This is a genomic window from Rhodopseudomonas sp. BAL398 (assembly GCF_033001325.1).
Taxonomy (GTDB): Bacteria; Pseudomonadota; Alphaproteobacteria; order Rhizobiales; family Xanthobacteraceae; genus JARJEH01.
In genome coordinates, this window is record NZ_CP133111.1 from 3,956,755 (window position 1) to 3,974,189 (window position 17,435).

General features: G+C 66.0%; 18 protein-coding genes. 11 read left to right on the forward strand and 7 right to left on the reverse strand.

Annotated features, from left to right (window positions below; genetic code table 11):
• Positions 1-32 precede the first annotated feature (32 nt).
• The 4 genes from RBJ75_RS18610 (at position 33) to RBJ75_RS18625 (ending at position 1,585) form a co-directional block, all read left to right on the forward strand.
• On the forward strand, positions 33-305 hold the full coding sequence (locus RBJ75_RS18610) for a PepSY domain-containing protein (RefSeq protein ID WP_044407935.1): 273 nt from the start codon (positions 33-35) through the stop codon (positions 303-305).
• Positions 306-315: 10 nt separating this feature from the next.
• Positions 316-873, forward strand: coding sequence for a cytochrome b/b6 domain-containing protein (locus RBJ75_RS18615; protein ID WP_044407932.1), 558 nt, complete (start codon positions 316-318; stop codon positions 871-873).
• A 257-nt stretch (positions 874-1,130) separates the two neighbouring features.
• Positions 1,131-1,274: a type II toxin-antitoxin system RelE/ParE family toxin gene (locus tag RBJ75_RS18620; RefSeq protein WP_080900934.1), complete on the forward strand. Its 144-nt coding sequence runs from the start codon at positions 1,131-1,133 to the stop codon at positions 1,272-1,274.
• Positions 1,274-1,585: a HigA family addiction module antitoxin gene (locus RBJ75_RS18625; RefSeq protein ID WP_044407929.1), complete on the forward strand. Its 312-nt coding sequence runs from the start codon at positions 1,274-1,276 to the stop codon at positions 1,583-1,585. Before RBJ75_RS18620 ends, RBJ75_RS18625 begins: the two co-directional genes overlap by 1 nt.
• A gap of 144 nt (positions 1,586-1,729) precedes the next feature.
• Here RBJ75_RS18625 and RBJ75_RS18630 read toward each other — a convergent pair whose 3' ends face one another.
• From RBJ75_RS18630 to RBJ75_RS18650, 5 genes are all read right to left on the reverse strand, one after another.
• A complete protein-coding gene (locus RBJ75_RS18630; RefSeq protein ID WP_044407926.1) occupies positions 1,730-2,176 on the reverse strand; it encodes a hypothetical protein in 447 nt (148 codons plus the stop codon).
• 162 nt (positions 2,177-2,338) lie between these two features.
• On the reverse strand, positions 2,339-2,653 hold the full coding sequence (locus tag RBJ75_RS18635) for a hypothetical protein (protein WP_044407923.1): 315 nt from the start codon (positions 2,651-2,653) through the stop codon (positions 2,339-2,341).
• 83 nt (positions 2,654-2,736) lie between these two features.
• Positions 2,737-3,864: an S-methyl-5-thioribose-1-phosphate isomerase gene (mtnA, locus tag RBJ75_RS18640; RefSeq protein ID WP_044407920.1), complete on the reverse strand. Its 1,128-nt coding sequence runs from the start codon at positions 3,862-3,864 to the stop codon at positions 2,737-2,739.
• 137 nt (positions 3,865-4,001) lie between these two features.
• Positions 4,002-4,235 (reverse strand): hypothetical protein, encoded by a 234-nt coding sequence (locus RBJ75_RS18645; protein ID WP_044407917.1) that lies wholly within the window; start codon positions 4,233-4,235, stop codon positions 4,002-4,004.
• A 28-nt stretch (positions 4,236-4,263) separates the two neighbouring features.
• Positions 4,264-5,145, reverse strand: a complete 882-nt coding sequence (locus tag RBJ75_RS18650; protein WP_044407914.1) for an S-methyl-5'-thioadenosine phosphorylase — start codon at positions 5,143-5,145, stop codon at positions 4,264-4,266.
• A 385-nt stretch (positions 5,146-5,530) separates the two neighbouring features.
• Here RBJ75_RS18650 and RBJ75_RS18655 point away from each other — a divergent pair, with 385 nt between their 5' ends.
• Together RBJ75_RS18655 and RBJ75_RS18660 are read left to right on the forward strand one after the other, a co-directional pair.
• Positions 5,531-6,673 carry an iron-containing alcohol dehydrogenase gene (locus RBJ75_RS18655; protein ID WP_173427325.1) on the forward strand — a complete coding sequence of 381 codons (1,143 nt, stop codon included), beginning with the start codon at positions 5,531-5,533 and terminating at the stop codon, positions 6,671-6,673.
• Between the two features lie 15 nt (positions 6,674-6,688).
• The gene (locus RBJ75_RS18660; RefSeq protein WP_044407909.1) at positions 6,689-8,239 is read left to right on the forward strand and encodes an AMP-binding protein; all 1,551 of its coding nucleotides are present in this window, start codon (positions 6,689-6,691) and stop codon (positions 8,237-8,239) included.
• 83 nt (positions 8,240-8,322) lie between these two features.
• Here the strand turns inward: RBJ75_RS18660 and RBJ75_RS18665 are convergent, their stop codons facing one another.
• Positions 8,323-8,577, reverse strand: a complete 255-nt coding sequence (locus RBJ75_RS18665; protein WP_044407953.1) for a DUF3551 domain-containing protein — start codon at positions 8,575-8,577, stop codon at positions 8,323-8,325.
• A gap of 410 nt (positions 8,578-8,987) precedes the next feature.
• Here RBJ75_RS18665 and recQ point away from each other — a divergent pair, with 410 nt between their 5' ends.
• The 4 genes from recQ (at position 8,988) to RBJ75_RS18685 (ending at position 13,452) form a co-directional block, all read left to right on the forward strand.
• Positions 8,988-10,841, forward strand: coding sequence for a DNA helicase RecQ (gene recQ / locus RBJ75_RS18670; protein WP_044407906.1), 1,854 nt, complete (start codon positions 8,988-8,990; stop codon positions 10,839-10,841).
• A 54-nt stretch (positions 10,842-10,895) separates the two neighbouring features.
• On the forward strand, positions 10,896-11,633 hold the full coding sequence (locus tag RBJ75_RS18675; protein ID WP_044407903.1) for a DUF2786 domain-containing protein: 738 nt from the start codon (positions 10,896-10,898) through the stop codon (positions 11,631-11,633).
• A gap of 353 nt (positions 11,634-11,986) precedes the next feature.
• Complete coding sequence (locus tag RBJ75_RS18680) at positions 11,987-12,214, forward strand: FmdB family zinc ribbon protein (RefSeq protein ID WP_044407900.1); 228 nt, start codon at positions 11,987-11,989, stop codon at positions 12,212-12,214.
• Between the two features lie 245 nt (positions 12,215-12,459).
• Positions 12,460-13,452, forward strand: coding sequence for a lipid A deacylase LpxR family protein (locus tag RBJ75_RS18685; protein ID WP_044407897.1), 993 nt, complete (start codon positions 12,460-12,462; stop codon positions 13,450-13,452).
• Here RBJ75_RS18685 and RBJ75_RS18690 read toward each other — a convergent pair.
• Positions 13,419-14,396, reverse strand: coding sequence for a LysR substrate-binding domain-containing protein (locus RBJ75_RS18690; protein WP_044407950.1), 978 nt, complete (start codon positions 14,394-14,396; stop codon positions 13,419-13,421). The two genes, RBJ75_RS18685 and RBJ75_RS18690, sit on opposite strands and share 34 nt — an antisense overlap.
• 209 nt (positions 14,397-14,605) lie before the next feature.
• Here RBJ75_RS18690 and katG point away from each other — a divergent pair, with 209 nt between their 5' ends.
• Positions 14,606-16,816 (forward strand): catalase/peroxidase HPI, encoded by a 2,211-nt coding sequence (gene katG / locus RBJ75_RS18695; protein ID WP_044407894.1) that lies wholly within the window; start codon positions 14,606-14,608, stop codon positions 16,814-16,816.
• The last annotated feature ends 619 nt before the right edge of the window (positions 16,817-17,435 follow it).

Sequence of the window (17,435 nt, forward strand, 5' to 3'; positions counted from 1 at the left end):
CATTGTGCGCCGGGCATCATCGGAGACTTATCATGCGCAACATCGCCCTCATCGTCACCGCAGCCGCGCTGCTCGCTACTTCCGCCGCCCGCGCCGACAGCTGGGGCAAGCCCTGCACCGCGGCGCCGCAAAGCCAGTGGCTCAGCGTGCAGGAGCTGCGCGCCAAGGTCGAAGCCCAGGGCTACAAGGTGCAAAAAGGCAAGGTGAAGAAGGCCTGCGGCGAATTCTACAGCATCGACAAGGCCGGCGCCGAGGTCGAACTGTTCGTCGATCCGACCAATGGCAGCATTGTCGGCAAGTTGTAAGGACCAGCCGATGACCATTGTGGATGTCACACGCGAAGCCGGCGAGGCGCCGGCTTCAGTCAAGGTCTGGGACGGCGTCGTGCGCCTGTTCCACTGGTCGCTGGTTGCGGCCTTCGCGCTGGCCTATGCCACCGGCGATGAGATCGAGCGGGTCCACATCGCCGCCGGCTATACCATCGCGGCGCTGCTGGTGTTGCGCATCGTCTGGGGCCTGGTCGGCCCGCGCCATGCCCGCTTTGCCAATTTCGTGCGCCCGCCGCGCGAGGTCATCACCAATCTGCGCGACGCCGTGCGGCTGCGCTCGAAGCGCTATCTCGGCCATACCCCGGCGGGCGCGGCGATGATCCTCACGCTGATCGCGATGATCGGCGGCAGCTGCGTCACCGGCTATATGATGACCACCCGCGCCTATTGGGGCTCGGCATGGGTCGAGGATCTCCACGAGCTGCTCGCCAACGCCACCGTGGCGCTGATCGCCCTGCATGTCGCCGGCGTGCTGCTGGTCAGCTTCGAACACCGCGAGAATCTGGTCAAGGCGATGGTCACCGGGTGGAAGCGCAAGGACTGAGATCGATCGCATGAGAGGCGCGGCGGCATCAATGCCGCCGCGCCTCTGTGCATCAGAAACAATCGTTGCCAAAGCACAGTTCCTTTGACGTCATTGCCGGGCTTGCCCCGGCAATCCATCCACTTCAAGCAAATCATCTTGCGACGTTGATGGATGCGCGGGTCAAGCCCGCGCATGACGCAGCAATCGGGATTGCGCCGTGCCCATAGGGACCGATCTTAGGATTACCGTACTACGCGGCCAGAACGCCCGAGGCCATGAATCTGCCGGGCTTGCAGTTTCATCTGCTGAAGGGAAGCGACAAGGGCCGCTACGCCGTTGACGCGTCCGGCAATTGGCGGATCACCTTCGGCTGGGACGGCGAAGACGCGATCGACGTTGATCTCGAGGATTACCATTGATGGCGAAAAATCCATTGCTCAAGGGCCTGACGCCGATCCATCCCGGCGAGATGCTGCGCGAGGATGTGTTGCCCGCGCTTGGCAAAACCAAGGCCGAGCTCGCCAGCCTGCTCGGGATTTCGCGCCAGACCCTGTTCGACATTCTCGGCGAGCGCCAGCCGATTTCGCCGGCGATGGCGTTGCGCTTCGGCAAGCTGTTGGGCAACGGCCCGGAACTGTGGATCGACCTGCAGCGCGCCTATGATCTGCATATTGCCGAAAAGCTGCTCCGCAAGGAGCTGGCAAAGATTCCAACCTTGCCGGCGGCGTAGCAAGCGGCGCCTGCAACGCGCCGCATGTTGCGGCGTGGTGCGCTGCTAAGCCGGGCCTTGACGGCACGCAGCGTTTGCGATGGTCCCGGTTCTGCGAAGCGGCACGTTGTGCCGCATCGTGCCCGGGACACGGCGACGGGGTACTCAGCGCGCGCGCGTGGCGTCGGAGCAGCTCACCACGGTCGAGGCGGCGCCGGTGTGGGCGTAGCAGAAGCTGAGCTTGTCGCCGTCGAACTTGCCCTGCAGATAGCCGTCGGTATCGGCGATCAGGAACGTGCCGCTATTGTCGCTAGACAGCGCGCCGATGAACGGCTCGGTGGTCTTGTCGCCCTTGCCCGACAGGGTGGTGACGCCCCAGAAGCGGCGCTGGTCCTGGCCCTTGATCTCGATCACCAGATCCTTCTCGGCGCGGCCGGGATTGTCGAAGGTGCCGGCACCGGCCGGCCAGTGGCCGCCTTTGCCGACCACGATCGAATGCGACACGCCGACCCATTTGCCCTTGAGATCCGGCGTCTTGTCAGCCGCCAGGGCAAGCGCCGGCAGGGTGACGAAAATAGCCAGCGCGAGGCCGCGAACCGTCGAATGAGTCATGTGTGCTTCTCTGTGGTGCCGATCTGGCGCCGCGACAGACGATCTCCCTCGCGGCGCTCGGATGGCGGGAGCCCGAGATCGGTGTAGGTGATTTGCTGTTGCGTGTCAGAACGAATTTCGCCGCCCGAGACGCCCGGCCTCATGCGCGCGCACCAAGAAGCACTACCTGTTGCCGCCGCCCTTGAAATGCCGCACCACGCCGGCGACCAGGCCGGCGCCGACCAGCAGGCCGACGATCGGGATCCACAGCAGGAACGCGCCGAGCAGCACCACCAGCACCACGGCGATCACCACGCCGACCAGCGCCGCCAGGCCAATGAATCCAAGCGGTCCCATTCGGGCGACGTAGATGCGCTGACTGAAGCCGTCCTGGAACGGCCCGCGGCTGCGCGACGGATCATAATTGGCGTCCGGCGGAATGATCTCCGGCTCGTAGCGTGGCGTTTCGGGCGGCGATTTCGACGTGTGGTCGTTCATGATGGGGCGATATCCTCGCTGGTCCGATCGGGCCAGCCTAGCACGCGCCGCCCGATCGCCGCAGCAATATCGAAGCGTTGGGGCTACAGCGCGTCGCTCACCGCGTCATGACGACGCACGACGCGCTCGGGGAACGCCGCGGCCAGCGCGGCGCGCGCGGGCTTCAGCACGCCGCGTTCGGTGATCAGCCCGGTGACCAGCCGCGACGGCGTCACGTCGAAGCCGTAATTGGCCACCGGCGATCCCTGCGGCACTACGCGCACGGTTTCGATCCGGCCGTCATCGGTGCGCCCGGTCATGTGGGTGACTTCGGCGGCCTCGCGTTGTTCGATCGGAATTTCCGCGATGCCGTCATGGATGGTGAAGTCGATGGTCGGCGACGGCAGCGCCACATAGAACGGCACATTGTTGTCGCGCGCCGCCAGCGCTTTCAGATACGTCCCGATCTTGTTGCAGACGTCGCCATCGGCGGTGACGCGATCGGTGCCGACGATGCAAAGATCGACCATGCCGTGCTGCATCAGATGGCCGCCGGTATTGTCGGGGATCACGGTATGTTTGACGCCGTGATGGCCGAGTTCCCAGGCGGTCAGCGAGGCGCCCTGATTGCGCGGCCTTGTCTCGTCGACCCAGACATGCAGGTCGATACCATTGTCATGCGCCAGATAGATCGGCGCGGTGGCGGTGCCCCAATCCACGGTGGCGAGCCAGCCGGCATTGCAATGGGTCAGCACATTGACGCGCTCGCCCGGCTGCTTGGTCGCCCTGATCGCCTCGATCAGCGCAAGGCCATTATGCGCGATGCCCTGATTGATCGCGATGTCGTCCTCGGCGATGGCGCCGGCGCGGGCATAGGCGGCGCGCGCGCGCTCGGCCGCGGGCAGCGGCCGCAGCACGGCGCGCATATTGTCGAGCGCCCATTTCAGATTGATCGCGGTCGGCCGCGTCGCCAGCAGCGTGTCGTAAGCGCGATCGAGCGCGGCGTCGGAAGCGTCCTCGCGCATCGCCAGCGCCATGCCATAGGCCGCGGTGGCGCCGATCAGCGGCGCGCCGCGCACCAGCATCGCGCGGATCGCCTCGGCGGCGTCGGCGCAGGTCGCCAGCTTCGCCACCACGAATTCATGCGGCAGCCGGCGCTGATCGATCGCCGCCACGGTGACGCCGTCGGGCTCGAGCCAGATGCTGCGAATATGCTTGCCATCGACCTTCATGGTACTTTACGCCAACGATCCGAACTTGGGTTACGATTGTGGTCGCTATCCGCCACCGACACGATTCACATGCCAGAATAGAATAAGCGCGGCAATCACCACCATCCCGGGGACGGTCAGGAGATAGATCTCGGTGTTCATCGGACCTTCCTCAAAATGCCTCTCCCGATGAGATGTAAGAGGAAGGCAAGGACGACACAACCTGCGCCGACGAACAAAAAGGCATTTCTGGACAGCAGGGGATTGGTCGAAAGCAGTGAAAGTCCAGGGGCGAACACGCCAGCAGCGATGACGCCCACGCCGAGGTTGCTGACAAAATCGGCGGACAGTTTGCGTAGTTCATTCTGCGCATTTTGACTGAGCTCAATCATGGTTTTGCCTCGCGCCAGAATTCCCCTGCTATCCTTGAGCTTTCAAAATCCGCCCCGCCACCGCATCGAGTTTCTTCAGCAGTTCCGGATCGCGATATTCCGGCGCGGTGATGATCGCGGTGTCGAGCGCGCGGTCGGAGCCGATCGGGCATTCCTCGTGCTCGCGCGGGAATTCCTGGGCGAAGCGCGCCACCAGGCTCTTGGCCTTTTCGGCATTGCTGGTCAGCACCCGGACGATGTCCTGCACCGTCACGGCGTCATGGTCGGGATGCCAGCAATCGAAATCCGTTACCATCGCCACGCTGGCGTAGCAGATTTCGGCCTCGCGGGCGAGCTTGGCCTCCGGCATGTTGGTCATGCCGATCACCGAATAGCCGAGATCCTTGTAGGTGATGCTTTCGGCATAGCTGGAGAATTGCGGGCCTTCCATGCACAGATAGGTGCCGCCGCGCGAATAGGCGATGCCCTCGGCCTCGGCGGCGGCGGCGAGGTGAATCCGCAGCCGCGGCGAGACCGGATGCGCCATCGACACATGGGCGACGCAGCCCTTGCCGAAGAACGAGCTTTCGCGCTTGTAGGTGCGGTCGACGAATTGGTCGATCAGCACGAAGGTGCCGGGGGGCAGCTCCTCCTTGAACGAGCCGCAGGCCGACAGCGAGATCAGGTCGGTGACCCCGGCGCGCTTGAGTACGTCGATATTGGCGCGGTAATTGATGTCGGAGGGCGACAGCCGGTGGCCCTTGTCGTGGCGCGGCAGGAACACGATCGGCAGCCCGGCGATGGTGCCGTGGCGCACCGGCGCCGAGGGCTCGCCCCACGGACTTTTGATCGCCTCGTCGCGGACGTCTTCCAGCCCCGGCAGGTCGTAAATTCCGGATCCGCCGATAATGCCGAGCACCGCCCTGGTCATGCCATGTCTCCCGCTGCTGTCCTGCCGCATTCACCATGCGGGGCGCCGCTTCACAACCCCGTTTTCGAGCGTATCAGCCAAATGTCGCATCTGGCCGGATCCCTCACCCAGAGGAGCGGCCACTTGGCCGCGTCTCGAAGGATGAGGGATCGCCGCCTCATGGTTCGAGACGCGGGCGAAGAGGCGCGCTCCTCACCATGAGGCTCTGCACGGCCCGCCTGATCATCGCAGCCGCCCGTCGTCGCCTCTTGCCGCCCCTTGCTCCTCTCGCCGCCGCTTTCCGCCCCCTTGCCCCGCGACGATTTTTCTGTTCACGCAACGCGGCGGGCCATCTAGATTGACGCTAATGCCTCGCAACAGACGGGCTCATCGGGGAGAAAATAACGTGCAAACGGGACGCGTGGTGTTCGGCGCCATGGAGGAAGTCGTATTCGGCCAACCGGCCGCGGCCGCGATTGTCGGCCAGATCGACCGGATCGGCGCCAGTCGCGCCCTGCTGATGGTGTCGGGCACGCTGAACCGGCAAACCGACGAAATCACCAACATCCGCGACGCGCTTGGCGAGCGCTGCGTGGCGGTGTTCGACACGATGCCGGCGCATACACCGCGCGCCGCGGCAATCGCCGCCACGCAGATGGCGCGCGCCGCCAAGGCCGATCTGATCGTCACAATCGGCGGCGGCTCGGTCACCGACGGCGCCAAGGCGGTGCAGATTTGTCTCGCCAACGACATCCGCTGCGTCGATGACATCGACCGCATCCGCGGCATCGCCGCGCCGATCGCCCCCACGGTGCGGCAGATCAGCGTGCCGACCACGATTTCGGGCGGCGAATTCAGCGCCACCGCGGGCATCACCAATGAGGCGACCCAGGTCAAGGAGCGGCTGACCCATCCCCTGGCAATGCCCCGCGCCGTGATTCTCGATCCGGCCCTCACCGTGCACACCCCCGAATGGCTGTTCCTGTCGACCGGGATCCGCGCCGTCGATCATTGCGTCGAGGGGATCTGCTCGCGCGAGGCCCAGCCCTATGGCGACGCCCAGGCACTGCAAGGCTTGGCGCTGCTGTCGCGGGCGCTGCCGCGGGTGAAGGCCGACCCTTACGATATTCAGGCGCGGCTCGATTGTCAGTTCGGCGCCTGGCTGTCGATGGGGGCGCTGGTGAGCGGCGTGCCGATGGGCGCTAGCCACGGCATCGGCTATGTGCTGGGCGCGGTGTTCGACGTGCCGCATGGCCACACCTCCTGCATCATGCTGCCGGCGGTGATGCGCTGGAACAAGCCCGCCAATGCCGAGCGCCAGGCGCTGGTCGCCGCCGCCATGGGCCACCCCGGCAAGGATGCCGGCGAGGTGCTCGACGCGCTGATCCGCGGCCTCGGCATGCCGCGCTCGTTGCACGAGGTGAAGGTCGGCCCCGAACATTTCGAGCGCATCGCCAACCAGGCGATGGGCACCCCATGGGTGCCGCGCAATCCGCGCCCGATCGACGGCCCCGCGCAGCTGCGCGAAATCCTCGCCCTCGCCGCCTAACCGAAGGAGGCCCGCATGTATACCGGCATTCACGCCAAGACCCGCCCCGATCAGCCCGCCTTCATCATGGCCTCGAGCGGCGAGACCGTGACCTATGCGCAGCTCGAGGCCCGCGCCAACAGGCTCGCGCATCTGCTGCGCCAGGCCGGGCTGAAGCGGCTCGACCATTATTCGATCTTCATGGAGAACAATAACCGCTATCTGGAAGCCTGCGGCGCCGGCGAGCGCGCCGGCCTGTACTACACCTGCGTCAATTCCTATCTGACGCCGAGCGAACTGGCCTATATCCTCACCAACTCCGAATCCCGCGTGCTGATCACCTCGACCGCCAAGCTCGCGATCGCCCGCGAGGCGCTGAAGGATTGCCCCGATGTGACGCTGTGCATCGTGGTCGACGGGCCGGGCGAAAGCGCGCGCATCGTCGGCCTCGCCGAGGCGACGCGCGACCTGCCCGACACTCCGATCGCCGATGAAAGCCTCGGCACCCCGATGCTGTATTCGTCCGGCACTACCGGGCGGCCGAAGGGCATCGTCCGGCCGCTGCCGGAACAGCCGCCGTCGCAGCCGCTGCCGCTGTTTTTGTTCCTGCAGAAGCTGTGGCGCTATCGCGATGGCATGATCTATCTGTCGCCGGCGCCGCTGTATCACTCCGCCCCGCAGGCCGCCGTCAGCCTCGTCATCCGCACCGGCGGCACCGCGATCATCATGGAGAGCTTCGATCCCGAGCGCTATCTCGAGCTGGTCGAGCACTACAAGGTCACCCACAGCCAGCTGGTGCCGACAATGTTCTCGCGGATGCTGAAACTGCCTGACGCGGTCCGCAACCGCTACGACATCTCGACGCTGGAGACCGCGGTCCATGCCGCCGCGCCCTGCCCGCCGCAGGTCAAGGAAGACATGATCAAATGGTGGGGGCCGATCATCCACGAATATTACGGCGCCACCGAGGGGCTGGGCTTCACCGCCTGCGACAGCGCCGAATGGCTGGCGCATCGCGGCACCGTCGGCCGGGTGATGCTCGGCGATCTGCACATTCTCGACGACGGCATGAAGCCGTCGCCGCCGCTGACGCCGGGGCAGATCTGGTTCAAGACCGCGACGCCGTTCGAATATTTCAACGATCCGGCACGCACCGCCGAGACCCGCTCGCCCGACGGCAGCATGAGCACGGTCGGCGATGTCGGCTATGTGGATGAAGACGGCTTTCTGCATCTCACCGACCGCACCAGCTTCATGATCATCTCCGGCGGCGTCAACATCTATCCGCAGGAATGCGAGAACCTGCTGATCACCCATCCCAAGGTTGCCGACGCCGCGGTGTTCGGCGTGCCGAATGACGATCTCGGCGAGGAGGTCAAGGCGGTGGTGCAGCCGATGCCCGGCGTCGAGCCCGGCCCCGATCTGGCCGCGGAGCTGATCGCGTTTTGCGGACAATCGCTGTCGCGGCAGAAGGTGCCGCGCTCGATCGATTTCGAGGATGAACTGCCGCGGCTGCCGACCGGAAAGCTCTACAAGCGGCTGCTGCGCGACAAATATTGGGGCGAACACGCGACCCGGCTGCTGTGACGGCGTCACTCATCAACGCATATGGCCGGGACAAGCCCGGCCATATCAATGTTGACGAATGTCGCGGCACTCGGTCGCGCCGATCACCAATCCATCGGGCCGTTCGACCGGCCATCCCAATACGCATAGCGCGGATTGGCCACGCAATTGCCGCCTTTGCCGTCCGCGGTACGCATGCAATCGGTGAAGCTGCGGTAGCTACAATCGCCCGGATAGCCGCCCTGCGCGCCCTGTATGCAGTACGGATAGGTGACGCTTGCCTGCGCCGGTGCAGTGCTCATCAATTGCGAGCCACCGATCGCGCCGACCGCCAATGCTGCCAGGATCAACTTTCGCATTTCATTCTCCGTCACGTTGTTGTCGCTTGCCGGAAAAACCAACATTGTCCGTCAACGTTCCGCGCGCCGTGTCACGAAAGCTTCATCGCAGGCCTTGGCCTGGCGCGACACGTTGTCGTCCCAACCGCGGCGCGACGCGGGAACATGCACGGCGGATCTCGGCGGGTGGGCGAATCAGGGCTGGCGAATCGCCTCGGCTTTCGTCATTGCGAGGAGCTCTTGCGACGAAGCAATCCAGGGACGAAGTGCACGCAGCCCCTCGATGGTTTTGCGGAGCCTGTCGGCGTGCCGCCCCCGGCTCGTAATGCCTCGCGCGGTTGACTTTATCGACCGCGCTCCCGATTAAGCGCTGCGGCGAATCTCTGCCCTGCTGTATGCTGCGCCATGGTCTTGTCCGAACGCCCCACCCGATGAATCATCCCGCCCGCCGCCCCGATCCCGATGACGACGCTCGCGCGCTGTCGGTGCTCAACCACGTGTTCGGCCTGCCGGGCTTTCGCGGCAGCCAGCAACAGATCGTCCGCCACGTCACATCGGGCGGCAATTGCCTGGTGCTGATGCCGACCGGCGGCGGCAAATCGCTGTGCTACCAATTGCCGTCGCTGCTGCGCGCGGGCTGCGGCATCGTGGTGTCGCCGCTGATCGCCTTGATGCGCGACCAGGTCGCCGGCCTGCTCGAGGCCGGGGTCAAGGCCGCGGTGCTGAATTCGTCGCTGTCCTGGGACGAGGCCAATGCGGTGGAGAGCCAATTGCTCGCCGGCGAATTGGACCTGCTCTATGTCGCCCCCGAACGGCTGCTGACGCCGCGCTGCCTGGCGATGCTGGGTCGCGCGAAACTCGCGCTGTTTGCGATCGACGAGGCGCATTGCGTGTCGCAATGGGGCCACGACTTCCGCCCGGAATATATCGGGCTGTCGGCGATCGCCGAGAAATTCCCCGAGGTGCCGCGGATCGCGCTGACCGCCACCGCCGACGATCTCACCCGCCGCGAGATCGTCGAGCGGCTCGGGCTCGCCGACGCGCCGCAATTCGTCGCCAGTTTCGATCGCCCCAATATCCGCTACGAGATCGTCGACAAACTGAGCGCGCCGGCGCAGCTCAAAGCCTTCATCGAGGACCGCCATGCCGGCGATGCCGGCATCGTCTATTGCCTGTCGCGCGCCAAGGTCGACGACACCGCCGCGACCCTGACCAAATTCGGCATCCACGCGCTGCCCTATCACGCCGGGCTCGACGCCGCCACGCGCGCCCGCAACCAGGACCGCTTCATCAACGAGGACGGCATCGTCATCGTCGCCACCGTGGCGTTCGGCATGGGCATCGACAAGCCCGATGTGCGCTTCGTCGCCCATCTCGATCTGCCGAAAAGCATCGAGGCCTATTACCAGGAGACCGGCCGCGCCGGCCGCGACGGCAAGCCGTCCGACGCCTGGATGGCCTATGGCTTGAGCGACATCGTGCAGCAGCGCCGCATGATCGACGAATCCAACGGCGCCGAAGCCTTCAAGCGGGTGTCGATCGGCAAGCTCGATGCGCTGGTCGGGCTGTGCGAGACCACGCATTGCCGGCGCGACCGCCTGCTCGGCTATTTCGGCGAGGAGACCACCGGGGCCAATTGCGGCAATTGCGACAATTGCCTCAACCCGCCGAAGGTCTGGGACGGCAGCGTCGCGTCGCAAAAGCTGTTGTCCTGCGCCTATCGCACCGGCCAGCGCTTCGGCGCCATGCATCTGATCGACGTGCTGATCGGCCGGCTCACCGACAAGGTCACCCAGTTCGGCCACGACAAATTGTCGGTGTTCGGCATCGGCGCCGATCTCAACGAGAAACAATGGCGCGCGGTGATGCGGCAATTGGTGGCGCTGGGCCATCTCAAGCCGGACAGCGAGGCCTATGGGGCGCTGACGCTGACCGATAGTTCGCGCGGCGTGCTGAAGGGCGAGACCGCGGTGATGCTGCGCGAGCAGATCGTCCGCGCCCGCCCGCCACGGGCGACATCGCGGCGCGGCGATCTGGCCCCGGCTGCTGCGCGCGGCGCCGGCGATCCGGATCTGTTCGCCCGGCTGAAAGCCTGGCGCTCGGAGGTGGCGCGCACCCGCGGCGTGCCGGCCTATGTGGTGCTGCACGACGCCACCATGGACGGCATCGCCGCGGCGCGGCCGACCACACTGGCGCAGCTGCGCGGCATTGCGGGCATCGGCGACAAGAAGCTGGAACATTATGGCCAGGAATTGCTGGCTTTGGTAAATGCGTCGGGCGGCTGAACCGGCGGCGGCGCGGGCATTCACCGCACTCACGATTTTCAGGGAAAGTTATCGGTGTCCAGCCCAACCCATCTTGCCGCGCTCGACAAGCTCAAGACCCGGATCCAGGCGTTGCGCGGCAAGACCATCGCCAATGGCTGCACCGAGGAGGAGGCGCTTTCGGCGGCCGCCAAGGTCGCCGAACTACTCGACCGGCACGATCTGTCGCTGAGCGACGTCGAACTCCGCGACACCCCGTGCGAGCAGATCAGCTTTGAGACGTTTCGCAAGAAGCGGATTCCGCTCGACGATTGCGTCGGCGCGATCGCGCATTTTTGCGATTGCCGGGTCTGGCGCGAAAAGAATCCCGCCGGCGAGAACCGCTATGTGTATTTCGGGCTGCGTTCCGACATCGAGGTCGCGCATTATCTCACCGAGCTGGTCGACGCCGCGGTGCGCGCCGAACTCGGCCGCTACAAGACCAGTGCGGATTATCGCCGCTTCCGGCATCAGGACCGCCATCTCGCCAACGCCTCCTTCAGCTTCGGCATGGTGGTGTCGATCGCCGACAAGCTGATGGCGATGAAAGCGGCGCGCGACAAGGTCAATGACGGCGCCGGCCGCGGCCTCGTGGTGCTGAAATCCGCGGTGGTCGACGACGAATTCGCCAAGCTCGACCTCAAGCTGCGCGCCACGCGCGGCACCGGCCGCACGGTGTCGATGACCGCCTATGAGGCCGGCGGCAGCGCCGGCGCGGCGCTGTCGATCAATCCAGGCCTCGGCGCCGACCCCACCGCCGCCCTGAAGCGCTAACCGGCCCATCAGCCAACCTCTAAGCCCCCGTGTCCCGGGCGCGGTGCAGCACGCCCGGGTCCGCGCTTCGCGCGGCCCGAGCACAGGCTCCGTGCTGCTCCGCAGAACCGGGACCCCGCTTCCGGCGCCTACAACACCGGGGCCCCGGCTCTGCAGTGCACCACGCCGCAAGCGCGGCGCGTTGCACTGCGTCCGGGGCACGTTTCACAAACGCAGCGCATTGGTCGTCGTCAGTTGCAGTCGGCAGGCGTGGTCCGATTCCTGCTTGGCCGTCGTCATTCACGGCTTGCGATTGCGCCGACTACCGACCTGATCGCGTAGTTCATGCCCGATCGCCCATCAGAGGTGCTTCAATGCCGCTTTACGGGTTTCATTGTGCGGATTGCGACAGCGACGTCGAGCTGCTGCTGGGCCTGTCGGAGAAGCCGCGCTGCCCCTCTTGCGACGGCCGGAAAATGACGCGGCTGATCTCGCGCCCCGCCGCGCCGGGCAAAAGTGCCGGGATGGTGCAATCGGCCCGCGCCCGCGCCGCGCGCGAGGGCCATCTCAGCAATTTCAGCCGCGCCGAGCGGCGGCGCTGAGCGACGAGACCGGGCGATCTTGGTCGCGATGGCACGGTATTATTTTACTCCCCTCGCAGCCGATGGCGCTGCGACACCGGCGCCGATGTGGCGGGCTGGACACGGCTGCGCCGCAAAACGCCCGGCGCAGCCGATGCCTGAGTTTTGCGCTTGAACTCGCTCATGCGCGAGTGCAGCGTCAATTTGTCATAGGATCGAACATGTCGAGAACGGGAATGCGGTTGGGTTGGGCTCGGATTGCCGTGATGGCCGCCACCGTGCTGGCGTCCAGCAGCGCATTGGCGCAGCGCGCGGTGTTCAATTGGGAGAACGACACCATCGGCGACACCGATCGCGATTACAGCGACGGTTTCCGCCTCTCCTTCGTGTTCGATAATTTCTCCAAGGACCTGATGGCCGGCAAGGCGTTTAATCTGGTGCGGCCGGGACTGATCACCTTCGGCGCCCCGGACGGGCCGATCAAGCAGCAGTTTGAATGGATCGCGCTGGCCCAGAGCATCTACACCCCGGACCACATCAGCCAGACCACCCCGCGCATCCCCGGCGTCGACCGGCCGTTCGGCGGCTGGCTCTATACCGGCTTCAACATCGCCCAGGAAACCGCGGGCCGTCAGCTCGATTCGTTCGAATTCCAGGTCGGCGCGGTCGGTGGCTCGGCCTCGCTCGCCAATGCGGTCCAGAGCTCGTTCCACCAGCTGCTCGGGCAGTCCAAGCCCTATATCAACGGCTATGAGCTGCACAATGAGCCCGGCTTCCTGGTGGCCTGGGATCGGCGCTGGAAATTCGGCCGCGAATTCGGCGGCGGTTACGGCGTCGACCTGATCCCGTCGATCGGCTTCACCGGCGGCAATGTCTTCACCTATGGGGAGGCCGGCGCGATCGCCCGGTTCGGCCGCTCGCTGTCCACCACCTGGGGACCGACGGTGATGCGCCCGGGCATTTCGGGCGCCAATTTCATCAGCCGCAATCCCGACGCGCCGTTCTGGGGCTTCGACGTCTTCGCCGGCGCCCAGGCCCGTGGCGTGGCCCACAACGTCTTCCTCGACGGCAACACCTTCGAGGACAGCCTGAGCGTCGACCGCAAGGTGTTCGTCTATGACCTGATTGCGGGTGCCGAATTGTTCAACCAGGACGGCTTCGGCGCCACCGCCACGGTGATCCGCCGCTCGCGCGAATACACCACCCAGGAAAAATCCTCGTCGCTTTACGGCTCGCTGGCGCTGTCGGTCCGGTTCTGAGCCGGCCGCCGGTCCGCCGCGCCCTGCGCTGGCGGGCTGTCGGCGGCCCGCACGCAGGCTTTCACCACCTCGCCCAGCGCCGAAAAATCCGCCTTGCGCGGCGAGGTGCGGCGATACACCAGGCCGATCGACCGGCCCGGTTGCGGCGCCTGCAGGCTGAGGAATTTCACCCGGCGATCGCGCCGCTCGACCTCGGCGGCAATCTGCGGAATCAGCGTCGTCCCATAGCCGCCGGCGACCATCTGGATCACCGTGGTCAGGCTCGAGGCGCCGAATGCCATCGCGCTGGCGGCGCCGCCTTGGCGCCGCGCGGTGGCGCAGAACGCCAGCGCCTGGTCGCGCAGGCAATGGCCGTCCTCGAGCAGGATCAGCCGTGACTGGTCGATCGCCCCCACCGCCACCGGCACCGTCTCCGGCCGCGGATCATCGGCCGGCACCGCCAGCAGGAATAGATCCTCGAACAGCGCGATGGCATCGAGCTCGTCGTCGCCGGCCGGCAGCGCCAGCAGCGCGGCGTCCAGCACCCCGCTCTTGATCTCGCCGACCAGCTGCCTGGTCTGGCTTTCGCGCAGCTCCAGCCGCAGCTCCGGGAACTGGCGTTGCAGCTGCGGCAGGATCTTCGGCAGCAGATAGGGCGCCAACGACGGGATCACCCCGAGCGTCAGCCGGCCGGTCAGTGGCGCGGCGCGATGCCGGGCGAAATCCACCAGATCGCGCGACGCCGTCAGCACCGCGTCGCCGCGCCGCGCGATCTCGCGCCCGGCATCGGTGAGAATCACCTCGCCGGGGCGGCGCTCCACCACCTTGACCCCGAGCCGGCGTTCCAGATCGCTGATCTGCATCGACAGCGCCGGCTGGGTCACCGCGCAGGCCTCCGCCGCCCGGCCAAAATGGCCGTGGCGGGCGAGCGCGGAAAGATAGCGGAGCTGGCGCAGCGTCACCATGATGTCGATCAGATAAACTGATCGATGAAACAATGCAAATCGACTGGACCTGATGGTGGAATTGTTCCAGATTGCCGTCACCGGGTCCCGACCGACCATTGCGTCGGGGATCACCGGTCAACACAACAACATCATCATCAGACGATAAGCCGAGGCCGGCCGTCGCCAGCGGACGATATTTCGACCTCATTGCCGGAAGGAACACGATCATGGACGCAAAGACTGAAAACAGCGCGGGCAAATGTCCGATGTCGGGTGGCTCGCGCGGACACCGCAACCGCGACTGGTGGCCGGAACAGCTCGACATCCAGGTTCTGCATCACAACTCCAAGAAGTCCGACCCGATGGGCGAGGCGTTCGACTATGCCGCGGAGTTCAAGAAGCTCGATTTGCAGGCGCTGAAGCAGGACCTCACCGCGCTGATGACCGATTCGCAGGATTGGTGGCCGGCCGATTTCGGCCATTACGGCGGCCTGTTCATTCGCCTCGCCTGGCACAGCGCCGGCACCTATCGGATCAGCGACGGCCGCGGTGGCGCCGGCGCCGGCCAGCAGCGCTTTGCGCCGCTCAATTCCTGGCCCGACAACGCCAATCTCGACAAGGCGCGCCGGCTGCTGTGGCCGCTCAAGCAGAAATACGGCAACAAGATTTCCTGGGCCGACCTCTATGTGCTGGCCGGCAATGTCGCGCTGGAATCGATGGGCTTCAAGACCTTCGGTTTCGCCGGCGGCCGCGCCGATACCTGGGAGCCCGAAGAACTGTATTGGGGCCCCGAGGGCACCTGGCTCGGCGACGAGCGCTATAGCGGCGAGCGCGAGCTGTCGAACCCGCTCGGCGCGGTGCAGATGGGTCTGATCTACGTCAATCCGGAAGGCCCCAACGGCAATCCCGACCCGCTCGGCTCGGCCAAGGACATCCGCGAGACCTTCTTCCGGATGGCGATGAATGACGAGGAAACCGTCGCGCTGATCGCCGGCGGCCACACTTTCGGCAAGACCCACGGCGCCGGCGATCCGTCGCTGCTGGGGCCAGAGCCGGAAGGCTCGGCGATCGAGGATCAGGGCCTCGGCTGGAAGAGCAAATATGGCAGCGGCTTCGGCGGCGACGCCATCACCGGCGGGCCGGAAGTGATCTGGTCGCAGGAGCCGACCAAATGGAGCAACCACTTCTTCGACAATCTGTTCAAGTTCGAATGGGAGCTCACCACCAGCCCGGCCGGCGCCAAGCAATGGGTCGCCAAGGGCGCCGAGCCCTCGGTGCCGGATCCGTTCGATCCGTCGAAGAAGCGGCTGCCGACGATGCTGACCTCCGATCTCGCGCTGCGCTTCGATCCGATCTACGAGAAGATCTCGCGCCGCTTCTACGAGAACCCGGATCAGTTCGCCGACGCCTTCGCGCGGGCCTGGTACAAGCTGACCCACCGCGACATGGGCCCGGTCACCCGCTATCTCGGCCCGGAAGTGCCCAAGGAAGTGCTGCTGTGGCAGGACCCGGTGCCGGCGCTCGACCATGATCTGGTCAGCGACCAGGACATCGCCGACCTCAAGGCCAAGATCCTGGCGTCCGGCCTGTCGGTGTCGCAGCTGGTGTCGGCGGCCTGGGCTTCGGCCGCGACCTTCCGCGGCTCCGACAAGCGCGGCGGCGCCAATGGCGGCCGCCTGCGGCTGGCTCCGCAGAAGGACTGGGAGGTCAACCAGCCGGCCGAGTTGGCCAAGGTGCTGAGCAAGCTCGAAGCGATCCAGACCGAGTTCAATGGATCGCAGAAGGGCGGCAAGAAGGTCTCGATCGCCGACCTGATCGTGCTCGGCGGCTCGGCCGCGATCGAAAAGGCCGCCAAGGATGCCGGCCTCACCATCACGGCGCCGTTCACGCCCGGCCGCACCGACGCCTCGCAGGAGCAGACCGACGTCGAATCATTCCGGCCGCTGGAGCCGCATGACGACGCCTTCCGCAACTACTACCGCAAAGGCCACCTGATGGCCCCCGAGGAAGCGATGGTGGATCGGGCGCAATTGCTGCGGCTGACCGGACCGGAGCTGACGGTGCTGCTCGGCGGCATGCGCGTGCTCGGCGGCAATGTCGGCAACGACAGCCACGGCGTGTTCACCGAGCAGAAGGAGAAGTTGACCAACGACTTCTTCGTCAACCTGCTCGACATGCGCACCGCCTGGGCGCCGGCCGCCAATGCCGAGGGCGTCTATGAGGGCCGCGACCGCAAGACCGGCGCGCTGAAATGGACCGGCACCCGTGTCGACCTGATCTTCGGCTCGCACTCGCAACTGCGCGCCTTCGCCGAAGTCTACGCCCAGGCCGACGCCAAGGAAAAGTTCGCCAGGGATTTCGTGGCGGCCTGGACCAAGGTGATGAACGCGGATCGCTACGACCTCTCCACCAAGCCGATGCTGCAAGCCGCGGAGTAATCCGCACGCACGGATAGCTGACGACTGAGAAGCCCGCACGGCGCAAGTCCTGCGGGCTTTTTCGTGGTTGAGCTTACCATTGCAACGCAGCGCCCCTTCTCCCCTCCCCCTTGCGGGGGGGGGGGGTCGGGGGTGGGGGTCCACAACGGAAGCCTCGCTTGCGGCTTCCCCCCACCCCAACCCTCCCCCGCAAGGGGGGAGGGAGCGCGCGGCCGATGAGGCGGCGCGTAAACGAGAAAGCCCGCACGGCACAAACCTTGCTGACTTCATCGTCAGCTCGCGCCCAGCAATGCAGCGCCCATTCTCCCCTCCCCCCCTGCGGGGAGGGGTCGGGGGTGGGGGTCCACAACGGAAGCCTCGCTTGCGGCTTCCCCCCACCCCACCCCTCCCCGCAAGGGGGAGGGAGCGCGCTGCCGATGAGGCGGCGCGTAAACGAGAAAGCCCGCAAGGCGCAAACCTTGCTGACTTCATCGTCAGCTCGCGCCCAGCAATGCAGCGCCCCTTCTCCCCTCCCCCCTGCGGGGAGGGGTCGGGGGTGGGGGTCCACAACGGAAGCCTCGCTTGCGGCTACCCCCCACCCCGACCCTCCCCCGCAAGGGGGGAGGGAGCACGCGGCCGA

What these genes read in the sequence shown, in the direction of transcription:
- RBJ75_RS18610 (WP_044407935.1), top strand. Translation starts at nt 33, where the DNA reads ATGCGCAACATCGCCCTCATCGTCACCGCAGCCGCGCTGCTCGCTACT.
- RBJ75_RS18615 (WP_044407932.1), top strand. Translation starts at nt 316, where the DNA reads ATGACCATTGTGGATGTCACACGCGAAGCCGGCGAGGCGCCGGCTTCA.
- RBJ75_RS18620 (WP_080900934.1), top strand. Translation starts at nt 1,131, where the DNA reads ATGAATCTGCCGGGCTTGCAGTTTCATCTGCTGAAGGGAAGCGACAAG.
- RBJ75_RS18625 (WP_044407929.1), top strand. Translation starts at nt 1,274, where the DNA reads ATGGCGAAAAATCCATTGCTCAAGGGCCTGACGCCGATCCATCCCGGC.
- RBJ75_RS18630 (WP_044407926.1), bottom strand. Translation starts at nt 2,176, where the DNA reads ATGACTCATTCGACGGTTCGCGGCCTCGCGCTGGCTATTTTCGTCACC.
- RBJ75_RS18635 (WP_044407923.1), bottom strand. Translation starts at nt 2,653, where the DNA reads ATGAACGACCACACGTCGAAATCGCCGCCCGAAACGCCACGCTACGAG.
- mtnA (WP_044407920.1), bottom strand. Translation starts at nt 3,864, where the DNA reads ATGAAGGTCGATGGCAAGCATATTCGCAGCATCTGGCTCGAGCCCGAC.
- RBJ75_RS18645 (WP_044407917.1), bottom strand. Translation starts at nt 4,235, where the DNA reads ATGATTGAGCTCAGTCAAAATGCGCAGAATGAACTACGCAAACTGTCC.
- RBJ75_RS18650 (WP_044407914.1), bottom strand. Translation starts at nt 5,145, where the DNA reads ATGACCAGGGCGGTGCTCGGCATTATCGGCGGATCCGGAATTTACGAC.
- RBJ75_RS18660 (WP_044407909.1), top strand. Translation starts at nt 6,689, where the DNA reads ATGTATACCGGCATTCACGCCAAGACCCGCCCCGATCAGCCCGCCTTC.
- RBJ75_RS18665 (WP_044407953.1), bottom strand. Translation starts at nt 8,577, where the DNA reads ATGCGAAAGTTGATCCTGGCAGCATTGGCGGTCGGCGCGATCGGTGGC.
- recQ (WP_044407906.1), top strand. Translation starts at nt 8,988, where the DNA reads ATGAATCATCCCGCCCGCCGCCCCGATCCCGATGACGACGCTCGCGCG.
- RBJ75_RS18680 (WP_044407900.1), top strand. Translation starts at nt 11,987, where the DNA reads ATGCCGCTTTACGGGTTTCATTGTGCGGATTGCGACAGCGACGTCGAG.
- RBJ75_RS18685 (WP_044407897.1), top strand. Translation starts at nt 12,460, where the DNA reads ATGGCCGCCACCGTGCTGGCGTCCAGCAGCGCATTGGCGCAGCGCGCG.
- RBJ75_RS18690 (WP_044407950.1), bottom strand. Translation starts at nt 14,396, where the DNA reads ATGGTGACGCTGCGCCAGCTCCGCTATCTTTCCGCGCTCGCCCGCCAC.
- katG (WP_044407894.1), top strand. Translation starts at nt 14,606, where the DNA reads ATGGACGCAAAGACTGAAAACAGCGCGGGCAAATGTCCGATGTCGGGT.